This is a genomic window from Stenotrophomonas sp. CS3K5 (assembly GCF_059515225.1).
The window spans coordinates 15,205-39,284 of the sequence record NZ_JCAKRX010000013.1 but is presented as its reverse complement, the minus strand read 5'-3'; the positions used below and the strand labels follow the sequence as shown (position 1 = coordinate 39,284).

Here is a 24,080-nt window from a genome sequence, read left to right as displayed (position 1 = left end):
GCGGCAGGTGTGCCGCAGCGCAGCGGCGGAGCTGCAGCGCCGAGCCCACGCCCGGCTCCCACACGAAGAGCAGCCGAGCGCGGGCTCGGCGCTACACGGGGCGGTCTGCCGCCTCGACCACCAGCGTGCTGCCCTGCACCGCCACCACCCGTACCAGGCTGCCGGCCTGCAGTTCCGGGCCGCTGACCTGCCAGTACGCGTCATCGATGCTGACCTTGCCCTGCCCGCCGACAATGCCCTGCTGCAACGGCACCACGCGCCCGACCAGCTGCTCGGCGCGGCGGTTGAGCAGGGGCTGGTCGCTGGGCCGCGCCCGTGATCTGCCCCAGCGCCGGTAACACTGGATCGACACCACGCTCAGCACCACGAAGGCGACCACCTGCCACAACAACGGAATGCCGCTGAACACGGCCACCAGCACGAACACGGCGGCCGCGCCGATGCCGATCCACAGCATGAACGCGCCCGGCGCCAGCGCCTCGGCGGCGAACAGCAGCAAGGCCAATGCGCCCCAGCCCACGACGTCCCAGCGCATGTCAGCCTCCGATCGGCGGCGGTCGCTTGCCCGCGGCCTTGTTGTTCTGGTCGCCCAGTGCCTGCTTGGCCAGTTCGGCCACGCCGGCGATCGAGCCGATCACACCGCTGGCCTCCATCGGCATCAGCACCAGCTTCTGGTTCGGCGAGCTGGCCAGCTCCTTGAACGCTTCCACGTACTTCTGCGCGATGAAGTAATTGATCGCCTGCACGTCGCCCTCGGCAATCGCCGCCGAGACCACCTGGGTGGCCTTGGCTTCTGCTTCGGCCAGCCGCTCGCGCGCCTCGGCGTCGCGGAATGCAGCCTCGCGGCGGCCTTCGGCTTCCAGCACGGTGGCCTGCTTCTCGCCATCGGCGCGCAGGATTTCCGACTGTCGCGAACCCTCGGCTTCCAGGATCTGCGCGCGCTTCTCGCGCTCGGCCTTCATCTGCCGCGCCATCGCGTCGAGCAGATCGCGCGGTGGCTGGATGTCGCGGATCTCGATGCGGTTGACCTTCACGCCCCACGGATTGGTGGCATGGTCGACCACGCTCAGCAGCTGGGCATTGATCACCTCGCGCTGGCTGAGCGATTCATCCAGGTCCATCGAACCGATCACGGTACGGATGTTGGTCTGCACCAGGGCGATCATCGCCACTTCCAGGTTGGCCACCTCGTAGGCCGCCTTGGCCGCGTCCAGCACCTGGAAGAACACCACCCCGTCCACGCGCACGGCGGCGTTGTCCTTGGTGATCACTTCCTGGCTGGGCACGTCCAGCACCTGTTCCATCATGTTCACCTTGCGGCCTACCCCGTAGACGATCGGGATCAGGAAGTGCAGGCCGGGGGTCATGGTGTGGGTGTAACGGCCGAACCGTTCGACGGTCCATTCGTAGCCCTGCGGCACCATCCGCACCGCCTTGAACAGGATCACCACGGCCACCAGGGCCAGTACCACGGTAAAGAACATGGTCGGGAACATCGCGCTTTCCTTATCTATGACGTCCAGGCCCCAGCATAGCGCGTGAATGCGGCGTGCACACAGCGCTACCAGCGCACCCGGCCACGCAGGATGTCGGCGAACATCACCCAGTCACCGATGAATGAGTACAGCGGGTGCCGGAAGGTGGCCGGGCGGTTCTTCTCGAAAAAGAAATGGCCGACCCAGGCAAAGCCGTAGCCGCACAGCAGGGCGAGCAGCAGCAGCATCGGCTGACCGCGCAGGACGGCGGCGGCCACCAGCAGCAGCACCATGCAGCTGCCGATGAAATGCAACCGGCGCGAGACCGGATGGCGGTGTTCACTGAGATAGAACGGATAGAACTCGCGGAAGCTGGCGAAGCGCGACATCGGCATGCTCCTGGGCCTTGGTCAGGCCCATGATGCGCCTTTCGCGGCCCCTGCGCTGCCGGTGTACATGGAACCGTCGAGCACGCTCTACGCTACGGTGAGGCGGCGCGCGGGCCGAACATGATCACCGCCATGCCGGCCAGGCACAGCGCGGCGCCGACCAGGTCCCAGCGGCTGGGGCGGATGCCATCGACCAGCCACAACCAGAACAGCGCGGTGCCGATGTACACGCCACCGTAGGCGGCATACACGCGGCCACTGGCGGTCGGGTGCAGCGTCAGCAGCCAGGCGAACAGGGCCAGGCTGGCCGCCGCCGGCAGCAGCAGCCAGGCGCTCCCGCCCTTGCGCAGCCACAGCCACGGCAGATAGCAGCCGACGATCTCGGCCAGCGCGGTCAGCAGGAACAGGCCGAGCGTCTTCACGCCTTTTCCGCTGCCTTGGCGTGCTGCCACAGCGCTTCCTGTGCATCCAGATCCAGTGCGGCCAACGTTCCGCCCTGCACTGCCGCCTGCGCTTCCATCGCCCGGAAGCGGCGCTCGAACTTGTGGTTGGCCCCGCGCAGCGCGGCGCCCAGATCGAGGTCGGCTTGCCGGGCCAGGTTGGCACAGACGAACAGCAGATCACCCAGCTCTTCCTGCAACCGTGTCTTGTTGCCGGCAATGTCGCCGCGTTCGAATTCCTCGCGCAGTTCCTGCAGCTCCTCGGCGGCCTTGTCCAGCACCGGCAGTGGACCGGGCCAGTCGAAGCCGACCTTGGCCGCGCGCGACTGCAGCTTCACCGCCCGCTGCCATTCCGGCAGGCCGCGCGAGATGCCGGCCAGCGCGGAGGGGTCCTGCTCGCCCTTGGCCGCACGCTCGGCACGCTTGATCGCCTCCCAGTTGCGCATCACCCCGTCGGCGTCGTCGACGCTGACATCGGCGAACACGTGCGGGTGGCGGCGCTGCATCTTGTCGCTGATCGCGCGCGCGACGTCGGCGAAGGCGAAGGCGCCCTGCTCTTCGGCCATGCGCGCATGGAACACCACCTGCAGCAGCAGGTCGCCCAGTTCGTCGCAGAGATCGTCAAGGTCGCCACGGTCGATCGCATCGGCCACCTCGTAGGCTTCCTCGATGGTGTACGGGGCGATGGTCGCGAAGTTCTGTTCCAGGTCCCACGGGCAGCCACCCTGTGGATCACGCAGGCGCGCCATGATCGCCAGCAGGCGTTCCAGTTCCTGGGCAGCGCTGCCGGGGGTGGGGGTGTCGTGCGCGCTCATGCGGCCTCCAGGGTCAATCGGACAACCAGTCGCGCCATGGCAGGCTGGTGTCACCAAGGGCAATGAAATCGCCGTTCAACAGGGTTTCGCGGCGGTTGTAGCGGAACGGCTTGCCGGTTGCCGCCGACAGTACCGCACCACCGGCGGCGTGCAGCACGCACTGGCCGGCGGCGGTATCCCATTCGGAGGTCGGGCCCAGCCGCGGATAGACGTCCAGGCCGCCTTCGGCGATCCGGCAGAACTTCAGCGACGAGCCCTGGGCGATGGTTTCGATGCGCCCCATGCGCGCCAGCAGCGCCTCGGTCTGCGGCGAGCGGTGCGAGCGGCTGGCGGCAACCCGCAGCGGAACGGTGGCCGGTGTGCGGGTGCGCAGCACGGTGTCGTGCAGGCCCTGGCGGCGATAGGCCAGCTCGCCGCGCATGGCGTGCCAGACGATGCCGGTGACCGGCGCCAGCACCACGCCGAACGCCGGTGCGCCCTGGTAGATCAGGGCGATGTTGACGCTGAATTCGCCGTTGCGCTTGACGAACTCGCGGGTGCCGTCGAGCGGGTCGACCAGCCAGTACGCGCCCCAGTGGCGGCGCTGCTCCCAGCCCACCTGCAGCGACTCCTCGGACAGGATCGGCAGGTCAGGGGTCAACTGGCGCAGACCCTGCTCGATGACCTGGTTGGCGGCCAGGTCGGCGGCGGTGACCGGGCTGTCGTCGGCCTTGACCTGCACCTCGAAACCATCGGCATACACCTGCATGATGGCCTGCCCGGCCTGCTGGGCGATGGCGATGGCGGTCTCGCGCAGGTCCGTGGTCAGCTTGATCATCGGCTTCCCTGCAGCCACTGCCGGGCGATGAACAGCGCCGCCAGCGAGCGTCCCTCGGAGAAGTCCTCGCGCAGCATCAGCTGGTCCAGCTCAGCCAGCTTCCACGGCACCACTTCCAGTTCCTCCGGCTCGTCGCCGGCCAGCTTCTCCGGATACAGGTCGCGGGCCACCACCAGCCACGACTGGTGGCTCATGTAGGTCGGGGCCAGGGTCATCGCGCGCAGCACGTCGACCCGACGCGCACCATAACCGGCCTCTTCCTTCAGTTCGCGATCGGCGGCCTGCTCGGGGCTCTCGCCGGCGTCGATCCGGCCCTTGACCAGGCCCAGCTCGTAGCGGTGCATGCCCGCTGCGTATTCACGCACCAGCAGCACGGTCTGGTCGTCGAGCATCGGCACCACCACCACCGCACCATGGCCGCGGCTGACCAGGCGCTCGAAGCGCCGGCGTTCGCCATTGGAGAACTCCAGGTCCAGGTGCTGGCGCTGGAAGGGGCCGTTCTCCTCGTCGGTGATCCGATGGATGATCGGCAAGCGACGGCCGCCACGGTCATCGTTCATGCGGAAACTCCGCGGCGGCCGGCGCACGCGCCGGGGCCGATAGAATGTGCAGGCAGCAACATGTTCATGAGCCCGAAATGCTAGCAGACCCAACCCCCTCCCCGCTGGCCCAGCACTGGCGGCAACGCGACCTGCAGGTGCTGTGGCACCCGTGTACGCAGATGCGCGAGCACCCGCACACCCTGCCGCTGGTGCCGATCGCCCGTGGCGAAGGCGCATGGCTGATCGATCACGATGGCAACCGCTACCTGGACGCGGTCAGCAGCTGGTGGACCAATCTGTTCGGCCACGCTGAACCGCGCATCGGCGGCGCCATCGCCGCCCAGGCCGGGCAGCTGGAACAGGTGATGCTGGCCGGCTTCGGCCACGAGCCGGCGATCACCCTGGCCGAGCGCCTGCTGGCGCTGGCGCCGCGCCAGCCCGGCCGCGCGCCGCTGGCCAAGGTGTTCTACGCCGACAACGGTTCGGCCGGCGTGGAAGTGGCATTGAAGATGGCCTTCCAGTATTTCCAGAACCGTGGCGAGTCACGGCGCACCCGCTTCGTCGCGCTGGAGAACGGCTACCACGGCGAGACCCTCGGCGCGCTGGCGATGGCCGACATCCCGCTGTATCGGCGCGTGTATGCCCCGCTGCTGGCCGAGGGCCTGTTCGCCCCCTCACCCGACGCTTACCTGGCCGAGCCGGGCCAGAGTGCCGCCGACCGTGCGCGGCAGGCCGCCGATGGTCTGGCCACGCTGTTCGACCAGCATCCGGGTGAGATCTGCGCGGTGATCCTGGAGCCGCGCCTGCAATGCGCCGGTGGCATGCGCATGCACGACCCGGTGTACCTGCAGCGGGTGCGCGAGCTGTGCGATGCACATGGCGCGTTCATGATCGCCGACGAGATCGCCACCGGGTTCGGCCGCACCGGCACCCTGTTCGCCTGCGAGCAGGCCGGGGTGATGCCGGACCTGATGTGCCTGTCCAAGGGCCTGACCGGCGGCTTCCTGCCGCTGGCCGCGGTGCTGGCCACGCAGGCGCTGTACGACGCCTTCCTTGACGATTCACGCGAGCGCGCCTTCCTGCATTCGCACAGCTACACCGGCAACCCGCTGGCCTGCGCCGCTGCGCTGGCCACGCTGGACATCTTCCGCGACGACGATGTGATCGCCCGCAACCGTGGCATCGCTTCGGTGATGGGCACGCTGGCCGCACCGTTCAACGACCACCCGCACGTGGCCGACGTGCGCCAGGCCGGGATGGTGGTGGCCTTCGAGCTGTCGCGCGACGGCAACAGGCGCACGCCGTTCGACCCGGCACTGCGGCTGGGCCTGCACGCCTACAAGGCCGCGTTGAAGCGCGGCGTGGTGCTGCGCCCGCTGGGCGACGTGCTGTACTGGATGCCACCTTACTGTGTGGATGATCAACAACTGGAGCTGCTGGCACATACCACGCTGGCCGCCATTGACGAGGCCATTGCATGCGCGTGACCCGCTGCCCCATCGACCTGCCGCTGCACAGCGGACAGACCGTGACCCTGCCCGAAGAAGCCGCCAACCACCTGGTCCGCGTGATGCGCCTGCGCGAAGGTGACAGCTGCGTGCTGTTCAACGGCGACGGCCACGACTACAGCGCGACGCTGACCGTGGCCGGCAAGCGCGAGGTGCAGGTGCGCATCGACGCGGTGCAGGCGGTGGACAACGAATCGCCGCTGGCGATCACCCTGCTGCAGGGCATCGCCCGTGGCGAGAAGATGGACCTGATCCTGCAGAAGGCGACCGAACTGGGTGTGGCAGCGATCATTCCGGTCAATGCCGAACGCACCGAGGTGAAGCTCGACGCCGCCCGCGCAGAGAAGCGGGTTGCGCACTGGAACAACGTGGTGACCTCGGCCTGTGGCCAGTCCGGGCGCGCACGCATCCCGCAGGTCGGTTCGCCGCTGTCGCTGGCGCAGGCGGCGACAGCGCTGCCGGCCCAGACCCTGCGGCTGACCCTGGACCCGCAGGGCGCGCATCGCCTGTCGACGCTGGATGCGGCGCCGGCCGGTGGCATCGTGATTGCGATTGGCCCGGAGGGCGGCTGGTCACCGCGCGACCGTGACCAGCTGGCGGCGGCGGGGTTCCAGGGGCTGCAGCTGGGCCCGCGCATCCTGCGCACGGAAACCGCAGGCTTGGCCGCGATCGCGGCGCTGCAGGCAACGCTGGGGGATCTGGGGTAACACCGATTCGTGGTGGTGCCGGCCGCTGGCCGGCATCCACGGGATCATGAGGTTGCCGGCCAGCGGCCGGCACTACCGGGAATCCGGAACGCCTCCGGTAGCGCCGGGCCATGCCAGGCGGGTTCCCGATCAGGCGGCCAGCGAATCCAGCGCCGCTTCCAGCGCATCCAGGTTCGGCAGCAGCGCACTCTGCTCGCCCAGCAGCACGCGCATATGCACGATCTGCGGCAGGGTCTCCTCGGAGGCGTCGGCCAGCAGGCCGTCGCGCGGCACCGAGATCAGCTGCGGAAAATTCTGCGTCAGCAGTGCGTAGTACGGGCGCTGGACGTTGCCGCTCAGGGCCTTGAGCACCACCACCTTGTTATGACCGGCCACCGCCTCCTCACCCAGCCCGGACAGGCGCGCGAACGACACCAGTGGCACCTGCCAGCCATGCCAGCCGATCTCGCCAACCAGCCAGCGCGGCGCATCGGCCACTGGCTGCACCGGCACGCGCGACATCATTTCCGCCACCGTGGCATTGGGCAGCAACACGCGTTCATTGCCGGCCTGGATCAGGACGCCGCGGATTTCATCATTGCTGGCATAGCTCACGGTGCTTCTCCGTTGTCGTCTTCCCCGCCCCAGCGCGCAGCAATTGCCTGCGCCAGCGCCTGTGGCTCGCCGGGCACACCGCCGGCGGCAACCACGGCCGTGGCTGCAGCCGGGTCATAGCAGCCTTCGCCCACCTGCCCGGCCACCCACGCCCCGGCAGCGGCCAGATCCAGCGCCGGGCCGACATGGCCCAGGTCGGCACCGCTGAGCAGCACCAGCGCGGTGTGCTCGGCCGGCAGCGCCGCGATCGCGATGCCGTCGGCATCGGTCCGGAAATGCAGGCCATCACTGGCCACGTGTACGCCGATGTCATCGGCCAGAACGTGCACTTCGCCGGGCACGGCGCGCTGGCCGGCTTCTGCCAGCTGCACCGGCAGCGGCGACACCCGCGCCATCTGCTTGACCAGGTTGCCGTAACGGCCCCCATCAAGGCGCATATGCACCAGCACCGGCACGCTGAGCGTGGCCGGCAGCGCGCCGAGCAGGCGACGCAGCGCATCGGGGCCACCGATGCCGGCCAGCACCAGCAACGATGCAGCGCGGGCGCCCACCGGCGCCGCCGCGTCCAGATCGACCAGGCTCAGGTGATCGGTATCGAATGCGGGCGATGCTTGTTCAGCCGCCGTGTCGCGCGAGCCGTCGGCAGATGCGTGGTCGCCCGAGGTGTCCTCGACCAGCGACCACGCGGTGTGGTCGAAGGAAATCGGCGGCGCCACCGGGAGCGCGGGCGTGACCTCCGGCGGCACCGGCAGCGGCGGTGCTTCAGGCAGTTCGGGCAGCACCGGCTGCAGTGCGGACAACGCCTGCTCCAGCGCGATCGGCTCGCGCAGCTGCGCCGGTGGCGAGTACAGGCCGTCCGCGGGCACCTCGTCGGCCCAGCTTGCGGCCTGGTCCAGGTGCGGCTGCAGGGCTTCCTCGCGCGGTGCCGGTGCTGGCGCCGGGTGACCCGGTTCCAGCTGCAGGCTCGGTTCTTCCTCTGCGCCGGGCGGCAGCACCTGCTGGTGGCCGTGCAGCTTGGCGGCCAGATGGCGGCCCCAGCGCTGCGCTTCCCAGCCGTCCCGGCGCGCGGCCAGTTCGGCTTCATCGAACACCAGCGTGAGGTCCGGCGCGGACAGCAGCGGCTCCAGGCGCTCCAGCGCATCCTCGATGGCGGCCTCCAGGGCAATCACCACGAACTGCGGATGCGCGGCCTGCAGCGCCTGCGGTTCCAGGCCGTTCGGATCGTCTTCCAGCACCAGCTGCACATCGGCGTGCGCCAGCGCCTCACGCAGGCGCTCGCGCGCCGCGCCAGGGCGGGCCAGCAGGGCAACGGCCGGAGCCGGATGGGCTTCACTCACGGACACGGGCGATCCCCAGCAGGTCGTACACGTTACGCATCAGGTCCAACTCCTGGTACGGCTTGCCCAGGTAGCGCTGGACACCAATCTCGAAGGCGCGCTGGCGGTGCTTGTCGCCGCTGCGCGAGGTGATCATCACAATCGGCACATCCTTGTAGCGCGGATCGGCGCGCATGGCGGTGGCCAGCTCATAGCCATCCATGCGCGGCATCTCGATGTCCAGCAGCATCAGGTCGGGCACGCGCTCTTCCAGCCGTTCCAGCGCTTCCACGCCATCGCGGGCGACGCTGACCTCGAAGTTGTGGCGTTCGAGGATGCGCCCGGTGACCTTGCGCATGGTCAGCGAGTCGTCCACCACCATCACCAGCGGCACCTGGCGCTCCTGGCGCGGCGCGTTGGCCAGCACCGGCAGCGTCGGGTTGGCCAGGAAACGGCGCACCAGCGGCGCGACGTCCAGGATCACCACCACGCGGCCATCGCCGGTGATGGTGGCGCCGTAGATGCCCGGTACCGAGGCGATCTGCAGGCCGACCGGCTTGACCACGATTTCGCGGTTGCCAAGCACCTGGTCGATCGCCACCGCAGCGCGCAGGTCGCCGGCGCGGACCAGCAGCAGCGGCACCTGGTCTTGGCCATCGGCACGCGCCGGGGCCTGCCCGACCAGGCTGCCGAGGTCGTACAGCGGGTAGTCTTCGCCGCTGTAGCGGTAGCTGCTGTCGGCCGCTTCGAAACGCTCGCGCGACAGGCGGCCGATACCACTGACCGAGGCCACCGGCACGGCGAAGGTGGTTTCACCGATCTGCACGAACACCGCCTGGGTGACCGCCAGCGTCTGCGGCAGGCGCAGGGTGAAGCGCACGCCCTGGCCACGCACCGACTGGATGTCGACCGAGCCGCCGAGCTGGCGTACTTCGTTGCGCACCACGTCCATGCCCACGCCGCGGCCGGCCAGCTGGCTGACCTGGTCGGCGGTGCTGAAGCCGGAGGCGAAAATCAGGTTGTCCAGTTCCTGTTCGCTGGGCTGCGCGTCGGCGCCCAGCAGGCCACGGTCGATGGCACGGCGGCGGATCGCTTCGCGGTCCAGGCCGGCGCCGTCATCGGCCACTTCCAGCACGATTTCCGAGCCTTCACGATGCAGGCGGATGGCGATCTCGCCTTCCTCCGGCTTGCCGGCGGCACGACGCTGTTCCGGCGCTTCCAGACCGTGCGCCACCGAGTTGCGCAGCATGTGTTCCAGCGGCGCGACCATGCGGTCGAGCACATTGCGGTCCAGTTCGCCGTGGGTGCCTTCCAGGGTCAGGTGCACCTGCTTGCCGGTGTCCATGCCGGACTGGCGGACCACGCGGCGCAGGCGCGGCACCAGGCCATCGAACGGCACCATGCGCGCACGCATCAGGCCGTCCTGCAGTTCCGAGCTGACCCGCGACTGCTGTTGCAGCAGCGAATCGTACTGCCGCGACAGATCGTCCAGCACACCCTGCAGGCCGCCAAGGTCGGCCGCCGATTCGTTCAGCGCGCGGCTGAGCTGCTGCAGGGTGGAGAAGCGGTCCAGCTCCAGCGGATCGAACTTCTGGTCGGCCTGGTCCTGCTCGCGCTGGTAGCGGGCGACGATCTGCGCCTCGGTTTCCAGGTCGAGGCGGCGCAGCTGGTCGCGCAGTCGCGCATTGGTGCGTTCCAGCTCGCCCATCGCGCCACGGAAGGCACCCAGCTGCTGTTCCAGGCGCGAGCGGTAGATCGCCACTTCACCGGCATGGTTGACCAGGCGATCAAGCAGGTCGGCGCGCACGCGGACCTGTTCCTGCTGCGGACGCGCGAGCGGATCTTCATCGACCACGCCCTCGACCGGCAGCGGTGCCGACAACGGCGCATCCAGCAGTGCCGGCACCGAACCTGCGACCGGTGCCGATGCGGTTTCCTCGACGCCGGTCGCGATGGCTGCGCTGGCAGCCGCCGCGGCTGCGGCGATATCGGTAGTGGTGCGGACCTCAAATGCCTCCACCAGGTCCTCCGCCGGCTCCACCACGCGATGGGCGCCGGTCCGGGTCAACATCTGGTGCAGACGGTCGAAACCGCGCTCGAGCAGCTGCACGTCGCGGCGCTCGATCTCGGTACGGCCGGCGGCCACTGCTTCCAGCAGCGATTCGATGCTGTGGCCCAGATCGCCGATGGCGTTGATGCCGGCCATGCGCGCGCCACCCTTCAGGGTGTGCAGGTCGCGCTGCAGCCCTGCCAGCGCCTCCCGGTCCTGCGGTGCGTCGCGCAGCTCGCTGATCAGGCCATCGCAGTGGTCAAGCAGATCCTTGCCTTCCTCGACGAAGATGTCGACCAGTTCGCGGTCGTACACGCTGAAATCGAGTGCATCGGCGCTGTCGTCCAGCGCCGGGGCGGCCGTGGCGGCGATGGCCGCTGGGTCGATCGCGGCGGCGTCAGCAGACGGCAGGACCGGCACCACGGCCTCAGCGGCGGGTGCATCAGCCGCCGGATGCGGCTGGCCTGGCGCCTCTTCCAGTTCAAAGAAGCGCACCGGCGCGAGGGTGTCCTGCGGTGCGTCTGCGCCGCTGCCTTCATCCACCGTCGCCGGGGACGGCTGGTCGGCGCTCTCTCCTTCACCGACCGCCGCCTCCCCGCCGACGTCCGCATCCTCGGCAAAGGCATCTGCCTCGCCCGGCGCGAGTTCGCTGGCCTGCAGGCCGAGCACGGGCCATTGCCCGTCGTCGGCCAGGGGCTGTTCTTCGTCGATCACGTGCAGGCCGACCTCGAGCGCGGCTTCCAGCGAGACCGGTTCGGCAAAACCCGGCGCAGCCATTTCATCCTGCAGGCTCGACAGCTCGCTGTCGAGTGGCAGTGCAGCAGCGTCGTCGTGGCCTTCATCGTCGGCAACCTCAAGGTCGCCGGGCAAATGCCTATTCAGGCCAATTGCGTCAACTTCGTCGACCGCGACAGACTCGTCCGCATCGCGGTCATCCACCGGCAGCGCGCTGGCATCGAGATACGGCGAGAGGTCATCGATCACGGTCAGGTCGGCCGCATCGACCAGCGGCGCCGTGGGCGCTGCTTCCAGCGCGTCTTCGGCGACGCCGGCATCGCTGCCCTGCACCTGCAGTGGATCGATCTCAATCGGTTCATCGACGGCCGCTGAAGGCTCGCCCTCGGCAGGCACCGACGGCCATCCAGCGTCGAAGTAGCGCGAGAGATCGTCGCTGCCGGTCAGTTCGACAACCTGCAGATCGCTCTCCTCGACCGGCGCGGTGGTCTGCTCCGGCGAAGCGTCGGCTGCAACCGGCTCCGGTTCCGGCGCGGCCTGCGCATCGACGTCGGCGTCCGCGTCCAGCGCCAGATCGCCCTCGTCCTCTTCCAACCCGGCCATCGGCCAACGCGCTTCGGGCAGCTCGCCGGCCAGCGCCAGCAGGCGCTGCACCAACGCCGGCTGCGGCGCGATGCGCGGCTGCTCGGCCTGCAGCGCCTCCATGGTGGCGGTGATCGCCTGCGCGGTGGCGTCCAAGGCGGACACGCCCTCGTCTCCGGGCACCACGTCTGCGGCCAAGGCACGCTTGATGTACGACTCGGCACCGCCGGTAACCGCGGTGATTTCCGGCACCTCGGTCATTGCGAAGGCGCCGTTCATGGTGTGCACCGCACGCAGCAGTGCATCGCTGACCGGCTGCGGCGCGTGCTGGGCCGAGCGCAGCCAGTTCAGCAGCGTCGTCTGGTGCACCTCGACTTCGGCTTCGAGGATCTCGCGCAGCACGCTGTCGATATTGGCCGGCGTCCCCGCCGCTTCCAGCGCCGGGTCCGCCTCCGATCCGGGCTGCGTCGAAGCGATGGCTTCGGCGTCAAGCAGGCGGCTGATCTCATCCTCGCCCTCTACCTCGGCCTCGACCTTCGGTGCGACAGGCGCGGCCGCAACCGGCAGCGGCACGTAGAAGGTTTCCTCACCGGCACCCACGCGGTCGGCAATGGCCTGCATCGCCTGCAGGTCGACGCTGACGCGCTGGCCATGGCGCAACGCGGCGTTCAGCTGCGGCAGCGCGGCATGGGCATGATCGACCATCGCCAGCACCGCCGGCGAGGCCGGACGCGTACCCTCGAGCACGCGGTTGAGCATGCTCTCGATCTTCCAGGCGAACTCGCCCAGAGTGCGTGCGCCCACCAGGCGGCCACTGCCCTTCAGGGTGTGGAAGATGCGCCGGATCGGACGCAGCCGGTCGGTGTTGTCCGGCTGCATGCGCCACGCCGGCAACAGCGCGCCGAGGTTGGCCAGCTCATCATCGAACTCTTCAAGGAACACCTCACGGATGTCCTCGTCGATGTTTTCGGCATCGTCATCGAAACCGGCCTCGAAGCCGGCTTCGGTGGCGGCGCCGGCTCCGGCATCGGCCGGTACAGCCGCCGCCTGCGGGTCGAAGTCGGCCGCAGCCGCGCTCAGCTCGGCGAAGAACTGGGCGTCGGCTTCGCTGAAATCAATCGGGGCGATGGTGTCGATGTCGATCACCGACACCGCCGGTGCCGGCCCCCCGTCGGCAGCGGCATCGGCTACCGCCGAAAGTGGCACGTCGTCGACCGGCAAGGCGGCTTCGGCATCGACCTGCTGCAGCGGCACATGCAGACCGGTGTCGTCCTCCAGCGCCAGCGTCTCCATCGCATGCAGCGACAGCACGTCGTCGGCATTGTCCAGCGCGTCGGCGTCGAAGCGGAACACCACCTCATCGGTCGCGGCAGCCGCGTCGTGCTCGGCCATCACCGGATCGAACACGGGTGCGGCATCGATCGCGGCGACACGGGCTGCCGGTGCGGCAACCGCGTCGTCGGCCACCAGCGTGGAGACCTCGTCCTGCACCGGCAGCGGCGCTTCGGACAGCGTCCACTGCGGCGTGGCGTCCTGCCCGGCGTCGGCCAGCTCGAAGCTGACCGGATCAAAGCTGGCGAAGGTCAGGCTGCGTTCGTCGGAAGACGGCGCGAGCGGTTCGGCATCCGGATAGAACGGCGCCAGGTCCCATTGCGGCACCTCCGGTGCGGGCGCGCTGGAGGCAGCAAATACCAGCGGCGACTCGGCATCGGTCGTGGACGCCGTTGCGGTGGCCGCGGCAACCGAATGGCCGGCAGCATCGAACATCAGCGCGTTGTCCGCCACCACCGGCGGCGGATCGAAGGTGAAGTCCGGCAGCGGCAGCGGCACCGCGCCCGGAGAGGGGGCGGCCTGCTGCACGGGGATATCAACGTGCTCCGGCTGCAACGGGCTGCCGTGCAGGTCGATCGGCTCGCGCTTGACCGCCTGCAGCGTGGCGGCCGCCGGTGCGCTGGCGGTGCGCTCGGGCAGTGGCCAGTAGCGCAGTGCTTCCAGGCTGCTGCGGGTGATTTCAAGAATGTCCTCACGGCCCGGCCGGCGGTCACGCAGGGCTTCGAGGTAGTACTCCAGGCTGGCCATGGCGTCGGCCAGGGTGTCCAGCTGGCGGCCACTGGGCACGCGCTGGCGGCCGATCAGTTCGGCCTCGATGTAGTGCTGCACGCCGCGCAGGTAGTCGGCGGCGGTGCCCAGATCGAGCATGCGCAGCGCACCGGCGACATCGCCGAGCAGGCGCGGCACGTCCTGCAGTTCAGCATGGTTCCAGCTGGTTTCGATGAAGGCGACGAAGTGTTCGCGCGCCGCGGCGAAATTGGCGATGGCTTCGTGCGCCAGCACCTCCACCGTACGCCGGTTTTCCACTGCGCTCGGGTCGTCCTCACCACTGCCACCGGCGCCCAGGTGGGCGACCTGGTCATCCAGCGACGCATCGACGTAGAGCAGCGCGCCGGCGATATCCAGCAGCAGGCTCTCGTCGATCTGCTGGCGGCCCTCGACCACGCCACGCAGCGCGTCGCGCTGCTGCACGACCACGCCGCGGGCCACGCCCAGGCCCATCATGCCCAGCGTATCGGCCACCGCGCCCAGCTCGTTGGCCTGGGTCTGCAGCTGTTCCGGCGCGCCGCCGGTACGCAGGTGCAGGTCCAGCGCATCCTTGATGCGCAGCAGTTCTTCCTTCACCGCGCTGCCCACGGTATCGAGCAGCTCGCGGTTGCGGCCACTCAGGCTGCCACGGGCATGGTCCAGCTCGGCTTCGGTGGCGGTGATGCTGTCCGGCGCGAAGGCCAGCAGCACGCTGTCATGCACGCCCTCTTCGCCGCGCGCGGCGCGGATCTCGTTGAGCAGCGGCATCAGCACGATCGGGATGTCGCGGTGACCGTTCTGCAGACGCTCCAGGTAGTCGGGCAGCAGCACGCTGCCGCGCATCAGGGTCGCGCACGCTTCATCGCGATCAGACACATGGCCGCCGCCGATGGCGTTGGCCAGCTGTTCCAGCTCCTCGGCCACCATCGCCGGGGCGTACAGCTCGACCATGCGCAGGGTGCCCTGCACCTGGTGCAGATAGCCGGCGCAGATGCGCATGCGGCTGGCATCGGTCGGATCTTCCGCGTAGTACTCGACCTCATTGCGCACCTGGCGCAGGGTCTCGTCCAGCTCGGGCTTGACCCAGCCCAGCGCTGCGTGGCTCATCGCATCGCGCAGACTGCTCATGGACGCGCTCCGTTCGCCGCCGCGCGGAGGCCGCGCGAGTTCTGGCGTGGGGAATGGAAATGCTTCATCGAGGGATTCCTTGCTCGCCGCCCTGCCCGCGTCACGCCGGCAGCTTGAAGTCGGCGACCGAACGACGCAGGTCCGCCGCCAGCTGCGCGAGGTGGCCGATCGACTCGGCGGTCTGCCCGGCACCCTGCGAGGTCTGGCCGGTGATCTGCCGGATCACGCCCATGGTGCGGGTGATGTCCGACGCCGCGGCCGACTGCTGCTGGGCGGCGATGGAGATGTTCTTGATGAGGGTGTTCAGGGCGTTGGACACGCGCTCGATCTCGGTCAGCGCGGTGCCGGCGTCCTCAGCCAGGCGCGCACCGGACACCACTTCGGCAGTGGTCTGCTCCATCGATGTCACCGCTTCATTGGTATCGGCCTGAATGGCCTGCACCAGGTTCTCGATGCGTCGGGTCGCACCCGAGGTACGTTCTGCCAGGCGCTGCACTTCGTCGGCCACGACCGCGAAACCGCGGCCGGCTTCACCGGCCGAGGCCGCCTGCACGGCGGCGTTCAACGCCAGGATGTTGGTCTGCTCGGAAATGTCGTTGATCAGTTCCACGATCGAGCCGATTTCCTGCGACGACTCGCCCAGGCGCTTGATGCGCTTGGAGGTTTCCTGGATCTGGTCGCGGATCTGGTCCATGCCCTGGATGGTCTCGCGCACCACGCCGGCACCCTCGGCGGCGATCACCACCGAGCGCTGTGCCACGTCGGCCGACTCGGCCGAGTTGCGCGACACCTGTTCAATGCTCGCCGCGATTTCGCCGATGCGGTCCGAGGCCGAGGTGATCTGGTTGGCCTGGTGGCCGGCAGCCTCTGCCAGCTGCATGGCCGTGGCCTGGGTTTCCTGGGTGGACACGGCAACCTTGGCCGAGGTGTCGTTGATGGTGGTCACCAGGTGACGCAGCTCATCGACGGCGTAGTTGATCGCGTCGGCGATGGCGCCGGTCATGTCCTCGGTCACCGAGGCCTTGACGGTCAGGTCACCCTCACCCAGCGAGGAGATTTCGTCCAGCAGCCGCATGATCGCCTGCTGGTTGCGGCTGTTGAACTCCACCTGGGTCTGGTAGCGCAGTTCCTGCTCGCGTGAGCGGCTGCGCACGTTGGTGGAGACGAAGCCGATGATCGCGATCAGCGACAGCGCACCGGACACCACGCCGATCCAGAAGTTCGGGAACAGGCGGGTGTCGGACACCGAGCCGAACGAGGAGAAGGCATCGAACAGCTTGCGGCTGTCATCGAGCATGTGCGCCGAGCCCTGGCCCAGCGCGGTGGCCGCCGACTGCGCCGCAAACAGCTGGCGCGAGCTGGCCAGGATCGCATCGGCGTCCTGCTTCATGGCTTCCCACTTCTGCTGCGACTGCTCCAGGGCGGCCACGGCGGCGGCACCGCGCACGGCGGTGATGCCCAGTTCCTCGTTGCCGTTGCGCAGGCCATCGAGCACCTGCGAGAACACGGTGATATCACGTGCCAGCGCGTCGCCGGAGGTCGCCGCAGCGCTGCCGCCGGCGCGCATTTCGGTCACGCGGCGGGCCATCGAACCGGCCACCACCACCTGCTGCAGTGCGCTGTACACCTGGGCCGACGGCGCACCGGAGGCGGACATCGCGCGCACCAGCTCGTTCAGCTGGGCCTGCAGGCCCGGCACTGCGCCGGTGAAGTTGTTGGCATTGCCGGCCAGGGCCAGCACCGCCGGCTCGCTGGCCACCAGCTGGCCGGCCTGCTTGCCCAGCGGCGCCCAGGTTTCGCCCAGTTTGGCGATGGCCCCGGACACGCCCGGTTCCTTGCCGTAACGGCCCTGCAGCGTCGACACATTCTGTTCGATCGCGTTGCGGGTGGCCTTGAAGGCGGTAAAGGCCTGGGCGTTGCCGCCGACGGCATCACGGCCCTGGTTGGCCAGCTGTTGCGACAGCACCTGCAGATCGGCGGCCTTGGAGCCGGCGTCGGCCAGGCGGCTGCCCTGCCAGGTGGCGACGCCGGTGTTGACGCCGAACAGGATCATCGATGCCAGCAGCAGGAACAACCAGAGGTTGCTGCCGCCCAGCCGCAGCTTGCCGGTCTTGGTGGCGTCCGAAGCAGTACTCATCGTTCAACCTCGATCTTCAATGCAGGGGGCGATGCCCGGCCTCAGGCCGCGGCTTGCCGGAATTCAGGGGTGCGCGACAGCAGCGAGAGCGAGAACACGCCCCAGTCATGGCCGTCGGCATGGAAGGCACGATCGACGAAGTGGCCATAACGCCCTTCGGCCAGCGTACCGGCCGCGATCTGCTGGTCCTGTTCGAAGCTGCGCTGGCCGAACAGTTCGTCGATGGTCAGTGCAACGTCGCCACCGGCCTGGCGCATGATCAGCACGCGCTGGCCTTCCTGCTGCACGGTGCGCGTGCCTTCCAGGAAGTACTTCAGGTCCACCACCGGGAACAGGTTGCCGCGCAGGTTGCCCACGCCCAGCAGCCAGGGCTGGGCACAGGGCACCGCGGTGACCGGCGGCATCGGCACGATCTCCACCACTTCGCGGAAATCGGACACCAGCCGGCGCTGGCCGACGCGGTAGCCCACGCCACGCCACAGGTCCTGGGCGAACTGGCGTTCGGGCAGCTGCACCGCATGGGCCAGGCTGCGCCGTTCGTAGGCTTCCAGGATATCGAAGGGCGAGCGCATCAGGTCACCAGTTCGCTGATCCGCGCGATCAATTCATCCTCGCGCGGCGGCTTGACGATGTAATCGGCCGCGCCCTGGCGCAGCCCCCAGGCCTTGTCGGTTTCCATCGCCTTGGTGCTGACGATGATCACCGGGATGTGCTTGATCGCCGCGTCACGGGCCATCGCCCGCGTCGCCTGGAAACCACTCATGCCGGGCAGCACCACGTCCATCAGCACCAGCTGCGGCACCTGGTCACGCACCAGCTGCAGGCCGTCCTCGGCGTTGTCCGCTTCCAGCACTTCGTGGCCGGCACGGCGCAGCCATTGGCTGAACACCGCGCGGTCGGTCGGTGAATCCTCGATCAGGACGATACGAGCCATTGTGCCTTTCCCCCTGGTCAGGCGTTGACGTATGTGCGGATGGCACCCAGCAGTTCTTCGCGCGTGAAAGGCTTGGTCAGGTACTGCTCCGAGCCGACGATGCGTCCCCGCGCCTTGTCGAACAGGCCATCCTTGGACGACAGCATGATCACCGGGGTCGCCTTGAACAGCTGGTTGCCCTTGATCAGCGCGCAGGTCTGATACCCGTCCAGGCGCGGCATCATGATGTCGACGAAGATGATCTGCGGTTGCTGGTCTGCGATCTTCGCAAGCGCCTCGAAGCCGTCGGTGGCGGTGACCACCTCGCAGCCTTCGCGCTTGAGCAGCGTTTCCGCAGTCCTGCGGATGGTCTTCGAATCATCGATGACCATCACCCGGAGTCCTGCGAGTTCCCCGCCCGCAGTCGTGTTTTCAGTCATTGCCTATCCCCAAGCGAACGGCCCGATCTTTGGCGGGGGCCGCTACGAAAGCGTATCTATATCGCACTTTCCGCGCCCGCTTCAAGGCCGCCCCACCACGCGGGGCGTGGCGCCCTGCTGAACGTGACCGGGTTCGCAATGACTGCGCTGCCGCCAGGCGGACGCTGCGTTGCGGTGCGGCAGGCAGGCACGCAGGCGGCGTTGCCGCTACCATCAACGCCTTGCCTGACAGGTGCGCCCATGCCGTTGAACGTCATCGTGGTGATGGACCCCATCGCCCACATCAAGATCGCCAAGGACACCACCTTCGCCATGCTGCTGGAAGCCCAGCGCCGCGGCCATGCCCTGCACTACGTGCGGCCGGGCGGACTGGCCCTGGAAGGCGGCGTGGCGGTGGCCCAGACCGCGCCGTTGCAGGTGCGCGACGACCCGGCCGGCTGGTATGAGCTGGGCGCATTCAGCCGTACCGAATTCGGCCCCGGCCAGATCGTGCTGATGCGCAAGGATCCGCCGGTCGACGCCGAATACGTCTACGACACCCAGGTGCTGGACGTGGCCGCCGCCGCCGGCGCCTGCGTGGTCAACAACCCGCAGGGGCTGCGCGACTACAACGAGAAGCTGGCCGCCCTGCTGTTCCCGCAGTGCTGCCCGCCGACCCTGGTAAGCCGCGACGCCAAGGCGCTGAAGGCCTTCGCCCTGGAACACGGCCAGGCCGTGCTGAAGCCGCTGGATGGCATGGGCGGGCGCTCGATCTTCCGCAGCGGCCAGGGCGATCCGAACCTGAACGTGATCCTGGAAACGCTGACCGACGGCGGCCGCAAGCTGGCGCTGGCGCAGAAGTTCATTCCCGATATCAGCGCCGGCGACAAGCGCATCCTCCTGGTCGATGGCGAACCGGTGGACTACTGCCTGGCGCGCATCCCGCAAGGTGACGAGTTCCGCGGCAACCTGGCCGCCGGCGGTCGCGGCGAAGGCCGCCCGCTGAGCGAGCGCGACCGCTGGATCGCCGCCCAGGTCGGCCCGGAGATGAAGCGCCGCGGCATGCGCTTCGTCGGTCTAGACGTGATCGGCGATTACCTGACCGAGGTCAACGTGACCAGCCCGACCTGCGTGCGCGAGCTGGATGCACAGTACGGCCTGAACATCGCCGGCACCCTGTTCGACGCACTCGAGGCCGGCCTGCGCTGATGCACGCCGCGTCTGCCGTCCTGCCCCCGCCGCCACGCGAAGCGCAGCGGCTGGGGGCGACCATCGCGCTGTCGGTGCTGGTCCACGCGCTGCTGATCCTGGGCGTGGGATTTGCAGTGAAGGGCGACGCGCCGCTGGTGCCGACGCTGGAGGTGATCTTCAGCCAGACGCGCACCGCACTGACCCCGAAGCAGGCCGATTTCCTGGCCGCGGCCAACCAGGAGGGCGGTGGCGAGCATGACCGCGCGCAGCGACCGCGTGACAACCAGGCCGGCATCGTGCCGCAGGCGCAGGCGGGTCTGAGCCCGGTACCGCAGCAGCAACAGGCGGCCGCGCCCGTCCCGCCGCCGCAGGCCCGCGTGGTCAGCAGCCGCAATGGCGAGGAAACGGTGGCCCAGGCCCAGGCCCGGCCGACACCTGACCAGCCCGAACCGGATGCGCCCCTGACCGCGCGCGAGCAACGCGATGCGGAGATGGCACGGCTGGCGGCCGAGGTGCATCTGCGCTCGGCACAGTACGCCAAACGCCCGAACCGCAAGTTCGTGTCGGCCAGCACGCGCGAATATGCCTATGCCAACTACCTGCGGGCGTGGGTGGACCGTGCCGAGCGGGTGGGCAACCTGAACTATCCGGACGAGGCGCGGCAACGCCGGCTGGGTGGCCAGGTGGTGATCAGCGTGGGCGTGCGCCGCGATGGCAGCGTGGAGAGCAGCCGCATCCTGCGTTCAAGCGGTACGCCGTTGCTGGATGAAGCGGCGCTGCGGGTGGTGAAGCTGGCCCAGCCGTTCCCGCCGTTGCCAAAGACCGAAGATGCGATCGACATCCTGCAGGTCACACGTACCTGGGTATTCCTGCCCGGCGGCGAACTGCGCGACGACCGGTAGGGGTTTGTTGCCCGGGCCTGCGGCCCGGGACCCGCTGCGAAGCCAGAGCAACGGCAACAGCCAAAGCAGCGGTCGGGATGTTGGGCTTGGCGGGGCGGTGTGGGCTTGCAGGACACGCCGTAAACCCATCCAGGGGGGCTCGATGGCGCCATCCATGGCGCCAACGGTCCTGCAAGCCCACACCGCCCCACCTCCGGCAGATCGCCGCGCCTCATTGCTGTTGGTGGGTGTCGACCTTGGTCGACACATCCACGCCATGCGTGGATGCGAGCGAAGCGACCCGCCTTTGACTTTGTTTTTCTTTCTTGATTTTCCGTGGTGGACGCACACGGAAACTGTCCGTGGCCGGGCGGGTGGGCTGCGCAGGGGCGTGAGCGCCATGGATGGCGCGACCGAGCCTACAGGGACGTACTTGCGGCGTCCCCTGCGCAGCCCACCCGCCCGGCCAAACCACGGCATTTGATTTACGCGACGAACCGCCCGCCACGAGGGGCTCAGCCGTTGGCCTTCGCCTTGGCCTCGCGCGCCGCCTGCTGCTCGACCAGGGTCAGCGCCACGTTGTCACGCAGGTAGGCCGGCTCGACTTTCTCCGGTGCGATCGCCTCGCCACGCGCGAACGCCGGCACCGCCAGCGCCAGCACGTCCGATGCCCGCGGCAATGCCGTAGCGTCGAAACCGCGCAGGCCATCACCCAACTGCGCCACCAGCGCGCCGTCGGCCGCACCAAAGCCGGTGCCGACGCCATAGGCCGAAAGGCCATCGGGCAGCGCCACCGCATCCGGTGCACATACGCGCTCGGCATCGCGCGCCACCGGCAAGCCATCCACGCGCTCGAAGCGCGCCACATACAGTTCGCCCATCCGCGCATCGATCGCCGACAGGATCTGTGTTTGTTCGGCCGGCGCACGCAACGCCAGCACCTGCAGCGTCGAGACCGGCAGCAGCGGGCGGTCCAGCGCCAGTGCGATGCCCTGCGCAATGGCGATGGCCAGGCGCACGCCGGTGAAGGCGCCCGGACCACGGCTGAGCGCGATGCCATCAAGCTGACGACGGCTGATGCCGGCCTCGGCCAGCAGCGCCTCGGCCCACGGCAGGCTCAGCTCGGCGTGCCGGCGCGGCGCGATCTCGAAGCGTTCCAGGACCTGCCCATCGACATGCAGGGCAACGGAACAGGCTTCGGTGGCGGTTTCAAAGGCGAGCAGTTTCATCGGATCAGGTCAGAACAGGGGGAACGTGGCACCGGGCGCCGGGTCCGCCGCAGGGGCGGCCGGTACGGCATCATCGGCCAAGGGGGCCCATTGTGGCGCAAAGAAGGCCTGCACATCGGCCAGGGCACGGGTGCGGCGGAACGGCGGCAGCGAATCGAGGAAGACCCGGCCGTAGCCGCGGTTGAGCAGGCGCGGGTCGCACAGCACCAGCACGCCACGGTCGCTCTCACTGCGGATCAGGCGACCGACGCCCTGCTTCAGCGCGATCACCGCCTGCGGCAGCTGTTCGTCGCGGAACGGATTGCCACCCTGGCTGCGGATCGCCTCCAGCCGCGCCTCGTACACCGGGTCGTCCGGTGCGGCGAAGGGCAGCTTGTCGATCATCACCACACTCAGCGCCTCACCGACCACATCCACGCCCTCGCGGAAGCTGGCCGAGCCCAGCAGCACGCCATTGCCCGATTCGCGGAAGCGCTGCAGCAGGGTGGCGCGCGGCGCCTCGCCCTGCACGAACAGCGGCCAGGGTCCGTCACGCAGCGCTTCGGCCGCTTCGCGCAGCGCACGGTGCGAGGCGAACAGCAGGAACGCCCTGCCCTGCGATGCCTGCAGGACCGGCCGCAACGCCTGGATCAGCGCGGTACCGAAGCCGCGTGCGGCGGGATCAGGCAGGCCCTCGGGCAGGTAGCACAACGCCTGCTCGGGCCAGTTGAACGGGCTGGGCTGCACCAGCGTGTGCGGATCATCCAGGCCCAGGCGCGTGGCGATGTGATCGAAACCACCGCCGACGGTCAGTGTCGCCGAGGTGAAGATCCACGCCGCGCGGCTGCGCTGGCGATGCTCGCGCAACGGGCCGGACACATCCATCGGCGTGCGCTGGCAGCGGAAACCACGCGGCGTCAGCTCGTACCAGAGCACATCGGCCGCACCTGACACTTCGGTGGGATCGGTGTCGAAGTCCAGTGTGGGCTCGTCATCGCCCAGCCATCGGCTCAATCGCGAAACCGCTTCGCGCGCACGCGCATGGCAGGCATCGAGGCCTGCAGCCGCTTCGCGCAGCGGCTGCAGCGCCTGTTCCAGCGTCACCAGGCCGGCCATCACCGTATCGAAGCCCTCGCGCACCTGGGGCATCGCCAGCGCACGCCATTGCGTGCCGCGCGGCGGCAGGCCTTCCATCGCCGAACGCAATGCGAGCAGCGCCTGCTGCAGCTGATCGACCGGCTCCTGCAGGGCCGACTGCGCGCCGCCCACGCCGCGTGCCTCGGCCAGGCAGTCGCGACCCAGTTCCTGCCAGGGCCGCATGCCGAAGCCCTCGCCGAAGAACTGCGCGGCCAGCTCCGGCAACTGGTGCGCCTCGTCGATGACGAAGGCCTGCGCGCCCGGCAGCAGCTCGCCAAAACCGTCCTGCTTCAACGCCAGGTCAGCCAGCAGCAGGTGGTGGTTGACCACCACCACGTCGGCGGCCTGCGCACGTTGGCGGGCGCGCACCACGAAGCAGTCGTCCCAGAACGGGCAGTCGGTGCCCAGGCAGTTGTCGACGGTGGAGGTGACCATCGGCAGCAGCGGCGAATCATCGGCCAGCCCGTCCAGCTCGGCGATGTCGCCAAACTCCGAGCGACCGGACCAGGCAAGGATGCGCTGGAACTGCGCGGCCTGTTCGGGGCTGGAAAAGCGCGGTTCGCCGCGCGCCTGCTGCAGGCGATAGCGGCACAGGTAGTTCGCGCGCCCCTTCAGCAGCGCACTGCGCAGGCCGACCCCCAGTGCCTGCCGCACACGCGGCAGATCGCGGTGGTAGAGCTGGTCCTGCAGCGCGCGGGTGCCGGTGGAGATGATGGTGCGCAGGCCGGACAACAGCACCGGCACCAGATAGGCAAAGGTCTTGCCGGTGCCGGTACCGGCCTCGGCCAAAAGCAGGTCGCGCTGCTGCAGCGCATCGGCGATGGCTTCGGTGAGGCGCAGCTGGGCCGGGCGCGGAACGAACGCGTCCAGGTGCGAGGCGAGCGCGCCGCCGTCGCTGAGGGCTTGGCGGCTGGCATGGACAAGGTCGGACATCAGAGGGAAAGGATACCCGGCCGGGCGCTGCCCGGCACCCGTTTCAAGACAGAGCACCAGCAACGGCAACGGCAACAGCGTGGT

Annotated in this window: 20 protein-coding genes; 4 read left to right on the top strand and 16 right to left on the bottom strand. The window is 69.0% G+C overall.

Translation table 11 applies throughout. The annotated features are described in order from the left end of the window. Positions 1–91: 91 nt before the first annotated feature. The 7 genes from AC5YGJ_RS17180 to nudE all read right to left on the bottom strand — a co-directional run bounded on the left by AC5YGJ_RS17180 (position 92) and on the right by nudE (position 4,496). The gene (locus AC5YGJ_RS17180; RefSeq protein WP_249843162.1) at positions 92–535 is read right to left on the bottom strand and encodes an NfeD family protein; all 444 of its coding nucleotides are present in this window, start codon (positions 533–535) and stop codon (positions 92–94) included. Position 536: 1 nt separating this feature from the next. After that, on the bottom strand, positions 537–1,496 hold the full coding sequence (locus AC5YGJ_RS17175; RefSeq protein ID WP_249843161.1) for an SPFH domain-containing protein: 960 nt from the start codon (positions 1,494–1,496) through the stop codon (positions 537–539). Between the two features lie 65 nt (positions 1,497–1,561). Further along, positions 1,562–1,864, bottom strand: coding sequence for an Mpo1-like protein (locus tag AC5YGJ_RS17170; protein WP_249843160.1), 303 nt, complete (start codon positions 1,862–1,864; stop codon positions 1,562–1,564). 92 nt (positions 1,865–1,956) lie between these two features. Continuing rightward, a complete protein-coding gene (locus AC5YGJ_RS17165) occupies positions 1,957–2,286 on the bottom strand; it encodes a YnfA family protein (protein ID WP_496187233.1) in 330 nt (109 codons plus the stop codon). Next, a complete protein-coding gene (mazG, locus tag AC5YGJ_RS17160; RefSeq protein ID WP_496187232.1) occupies positions 2,283–3,119 on the bottom strand; it encodes a nucleoside triphosphate pyrophosphohydrolase in 837 nt (278 codons plus the stop codon). Before mazG ends, AC5YGJ_RS17165 begins: the two co-directional genes overlap by 4 nt. 13 nt (positions 3,120–3,132) lie before the next feature. Next, positions 3,133–3,936 (bottom strand): 3'(2'),5'-bisphosphate nucleotidase CysQ, encoded by an 804-nt coding sequence (gene cysQ, locus AC5YGJ_RS17155; protein WP_496187231.1) that lies wholly within the window; start codon positions 3,934–3,936, stop codon positions 3,133–3,135. After that, entirely contained in the window at positions 3,933–4,496 is a 564-nt protein-coding gene (gene nudE / locus AC5YGJ_RS17150; protein ID WP_107231815.1) for an ADP compounds hydrolase NudE, read from the bottom strand. Before nudE ends, cysQ begins: the two co-directional genes overlap by 4 nt. Before the next feature lie 77 nt (positions 4,497–4,573). On the opposite strand from nudE, the gene bioA reads away from it, so the two are divergent. Together bioA and AC5YGJ_RS17140 are read left to right on the top strand one after the other, a co-directional pair. Continuing rightward, positions 4,574–5,965 (top strand): adenosylmethionine--8-amino-7-oxononanoate transaminase, encoded by a 1,392-nt coding sequence (gene bioA, locus AC5YGJ_RS17145; RefSeq protein WP_249843157.1) that lies wholly within the window; start codon positions 4,574–4,576, stop codon positions 5,963–5,965. After that, the gene (locus AC5YGJ_RS17140; protein ID WP_409460362.1) at positions 5,956–6,693 is read left to right on the top strand and encodes a 16S rRNA (uracil(1498)-N(3))-methyltransferase; all 738 of its coding nucleotides are present in this window, start codon (positions 5,956–5,958) and stop codon (positions 6,691–6,693) included. The genes bioA and AC5YGJ_RS17140 overlap by 10 nt, the downstream gene beginning before the upstream one ends. A 129-nt stretch (positions 6,694–6,822) precedes the next feature. On the opposite strand, the gene AC5YGJ_RS17135 is transcribed toward AC5YGJ_RS17140, so the two are convergent. From AC5YGJ_RS17135 to pilG, 7 genes are all read right to left on the bottom strand, one after another. Further along, positions 6,823–7,287 (bottom strand): chemotaxis protein CheW, encoded by a 465-nt coding sequence (locus tag AC5YGJ_RS17135; RefSeq protein WP_249843155.1) that lies wholly within the window; start codon positions 7,285–7,287, stop codon positions 6,823–6,825. Further along, positions 7,284–8,630 (bottom strand): chemotaxis protein CheB, encoded by a 1,347-nt coding sequence (locus tag AC5YGJ_RS17130; protein ID WP_496187230.1) that lies wholly within the window; start codon positions 8,628–8,630, stop codon positions 7,284–7,286. The genes AC5YGJ_RS17135 and AC5YGJ_RS17130 overlap by 4 nt, the downstream gene beginning before the upstream one ends. Next, entirely contained in the window at positions 8,617–15,177 is a 6,561-nt protein-coding gene (locus AC5YGJ_RS17125; protein ID WP_496187229.1) for an Hpt domain-containing protein, read from the bottom strand. The genes AC5YGJ_RS17130 and AC5YGJ_RS17125 overlap by 14 nt, the downstream gene beginning before the upstream one ends. A 100-nt stretch (positions 15,178–15,277) precedes the next feature. Then, positions 15,278–17,314: a methyl-accepting chemotaxis protein gene (locus AC5YGJ_RS17120; RefSeq protein WP_107231809.1), complete on the bottom strand. Its 2,037-nt coding sequence runs from the start codon at positions 17,312–17,314 to the stop codon at positions 15,278–15,280. Positions 17,315–17,355: 41 nt separating this feature from the next. Next, positions 17,356–17,886 carry a chemotaxis protein CheW gene (locus AC5YGJ_RS17115; protein WP_107231808.1) on the bottom strand — a complete coding sequence of 177 codons (531 nt, stop codon included), beginning with the start codon at positions 17,884–17,886 and terminating at the stop codon, positions 17,356–17,358. Beyond that, positions 17,886–18,248, bottom strand: coding sequence for a response regulator (locus AC5YGJ_RS17110; protein WP_496187228.1), 363 nt, complete (start codon positions 18,246–18,248; stop codon positions 17,886–17,888). Before AC5YGJ_RS17110 ends, AC5YGJ_RS17115 begins: the two co-directional genes overlap by 1 nt. A 17-nt stretch (positions 18,249–18,265) precedes the next feature. Next, positions 18,266–18,667, bottom strand: coding sequence for a twitching motility response regulator PilG (gene pilG / locus AC5YGJ_RS17105; RefSeq protein WP_005418455.1), 402 nt, complete (start codon positions 18,665–18,667; stop codon positions 18,266–18,268). Positions 18,668–18,907: 240 nt separating this feature from the next. Between pilG and gshB the strand changes: the two genes are divergently transcribed. Continuing rightward, positions 18,908–19,855, top strand: coding sequence for a glutathione synthase (gene gshB, locus AC5YGJ_RS17100; protein ID WP_107231807.1), 948 nt, complete (start codon positions 18,908–18,910; stop codon positions 19,853–19,855). Next, a complete protein-coding gene (locus AC5YGJ_RS17095) occupies positions 19,855–20,739 on the top strand; it encodes an energy transducer TonB family protein (RefSeq protein ID WP_309334347.1) in 885 nt (294 codons plus the stop codon). Before gshB ends, AC5YGJ_RS17095 begins: the two co-directional genes overlap by 1 nt. A gap of 494 nt (positions 20,740–21,233) precedes the next feature. On the opposite strand, the gene tsaB is transcribed toward AC5YGJ_RS17095, so the two are convergent. Together tsaB and yoaA are read right to left on the bottom strand one after the other, a co-directional pair. Further along, entirely contained in the window at positions 21,234–21,947 is a 714-nt protein-coding gene (gene tsaB, locus AC5YGJ_RS17090; protein WP_496187227.1) for a tRNA (adenosine(37)-N6)-threonylcarbamoyltransferase complex dimerization subunit type 1 TsaB, read from the bottom strand. A 9-nt stretch (positions 21,948–21,956) separates the two neighbouring features. Then, a complete protein-coding gene (gene yoaA, locus AC5YGJ_RS17085; protein WP_496187226.1) occupies positions 21,957–23,996 on the bottom strand; it encodes a DNA repair helicase YoaA in 2,040 nt (679 codons plus the stop codon). Positions 23,997–24,080 lie beyond the last annotated feature (84 nt).

Coding starts and splice junctions, on each gene's coding strand:
- gshB (WP_107231807.1), top strand. CDS start 18,908: ATGCCGTTGAACGTCATCGTGGTGATGGACCCCATCGCCCACATCAAG.
- AC5YGJ_RS17170 (WP_249843160.1), bottom strand. CDS start 1,864: ATGTCGCGCTTCGCCAGCTTCCGCGAGTTCTATCCGTTCTATCTCAGT.
- AC5YGJ_RS17095 (WP_309334347.1), top strand. CDS start 19,855: ATGCACGCCGCGTCTGCCGTCCTGCCCCCGCCGCCACGCGAAGCGCAG.
- mazG (WP_496187232.1), bottom strand. CDS start 3,119: ATGAGCGCGCACGACACCCCCACCCCCGGCAGCGCTGCCCAGGAACTG.
- AC5YGJ_RS17180 (WP_249843162.1), bottom strand. CDS start 535: ATGCGCTGGGACGTCGTGGGCTGGGGCGCATTGGCCTTGCTGCTGTTC.
- bioA (WP_249843157.1), top strand. CDS start 4,574: ATGCTAGCAGACCCAACCCCCTCCCCGCTGGCCCAGCACTGGCGGCAA.
- AC5YGJ_RS17175 (WP_249843161.1), bottom strand. CDS start 1,496: ATGTTCCCGACCATGTTCTTTACCGTGGTACTGGCCCTGGTGGCCGTG.
- cysQ (WP_496187231.1), bottom strand. CDS start 3,936: ATGATCAAGCTGACCACGGACCTGCGCGAGACCGCCATCGCCATCGCC.
- nudE (WP_107231815.1), bottom strand. CDS start 4,496: ATGAACGATGACCGTGGCGGCCGTCGCTTGCCGATCATCCATCGGATC.
- AC5YGJ_RS17125 (WP_496187229.1), bottom strand. CDS start 15,177: ATGAGCAGTCTGCGCGATGCGATGAGCCACGCAGCGCTGGGCTGGGTC.
- yoaA (WP_496187226.1), bottom strand. CDS start 23,996: ATGTCCGACCTTGTCCATGCCAGCCGCCAAGCCCTCAGCGACGGCGGC.
- pilG (WP_005418455.1), bottom strand. CDS start 18,667: ATGACTGAAAACACGACTGCGGGCGGGGAACTCGCAGGACTCCGGGTG.
- AC5YGJ_RS17110 (WP_496187228.1), bottom strand. CDS start 18,248: ATGGCTCGTATCGTCCTGATCGAGGATTCACCGACCGACCGCGCGGTG.
- AC5YGJ_RS17140 (WP_409460362.1), top strand. CDS start 5,956: ATGCGCGTGACCCGCTGCCCCATCGACCTGCCGCTGCACAGCGGACAG.
- tsaB (WP_496187227.1), bottom strand. CDS start 21,947: ATGAAACTGCTCGCCTTTGAAACCGCCACCGAAGCCTGTTCCGTTGCC.
- AC5YGJ_RS17115 (WP_107231808.1), bottom strand. CDS start 17,886: ATGCGCTCGCCCTTCGATATCCTGGAAGCCTACGAACGGCGCAGCCTG.
- AC5YGJ_RS17120 (WP_107231809.1), bottom strand. CDS start 17,314: ATGAGTACTGCTTCGGACGCCACCAAGACCGGCAAGCTGCGGCTGGGC.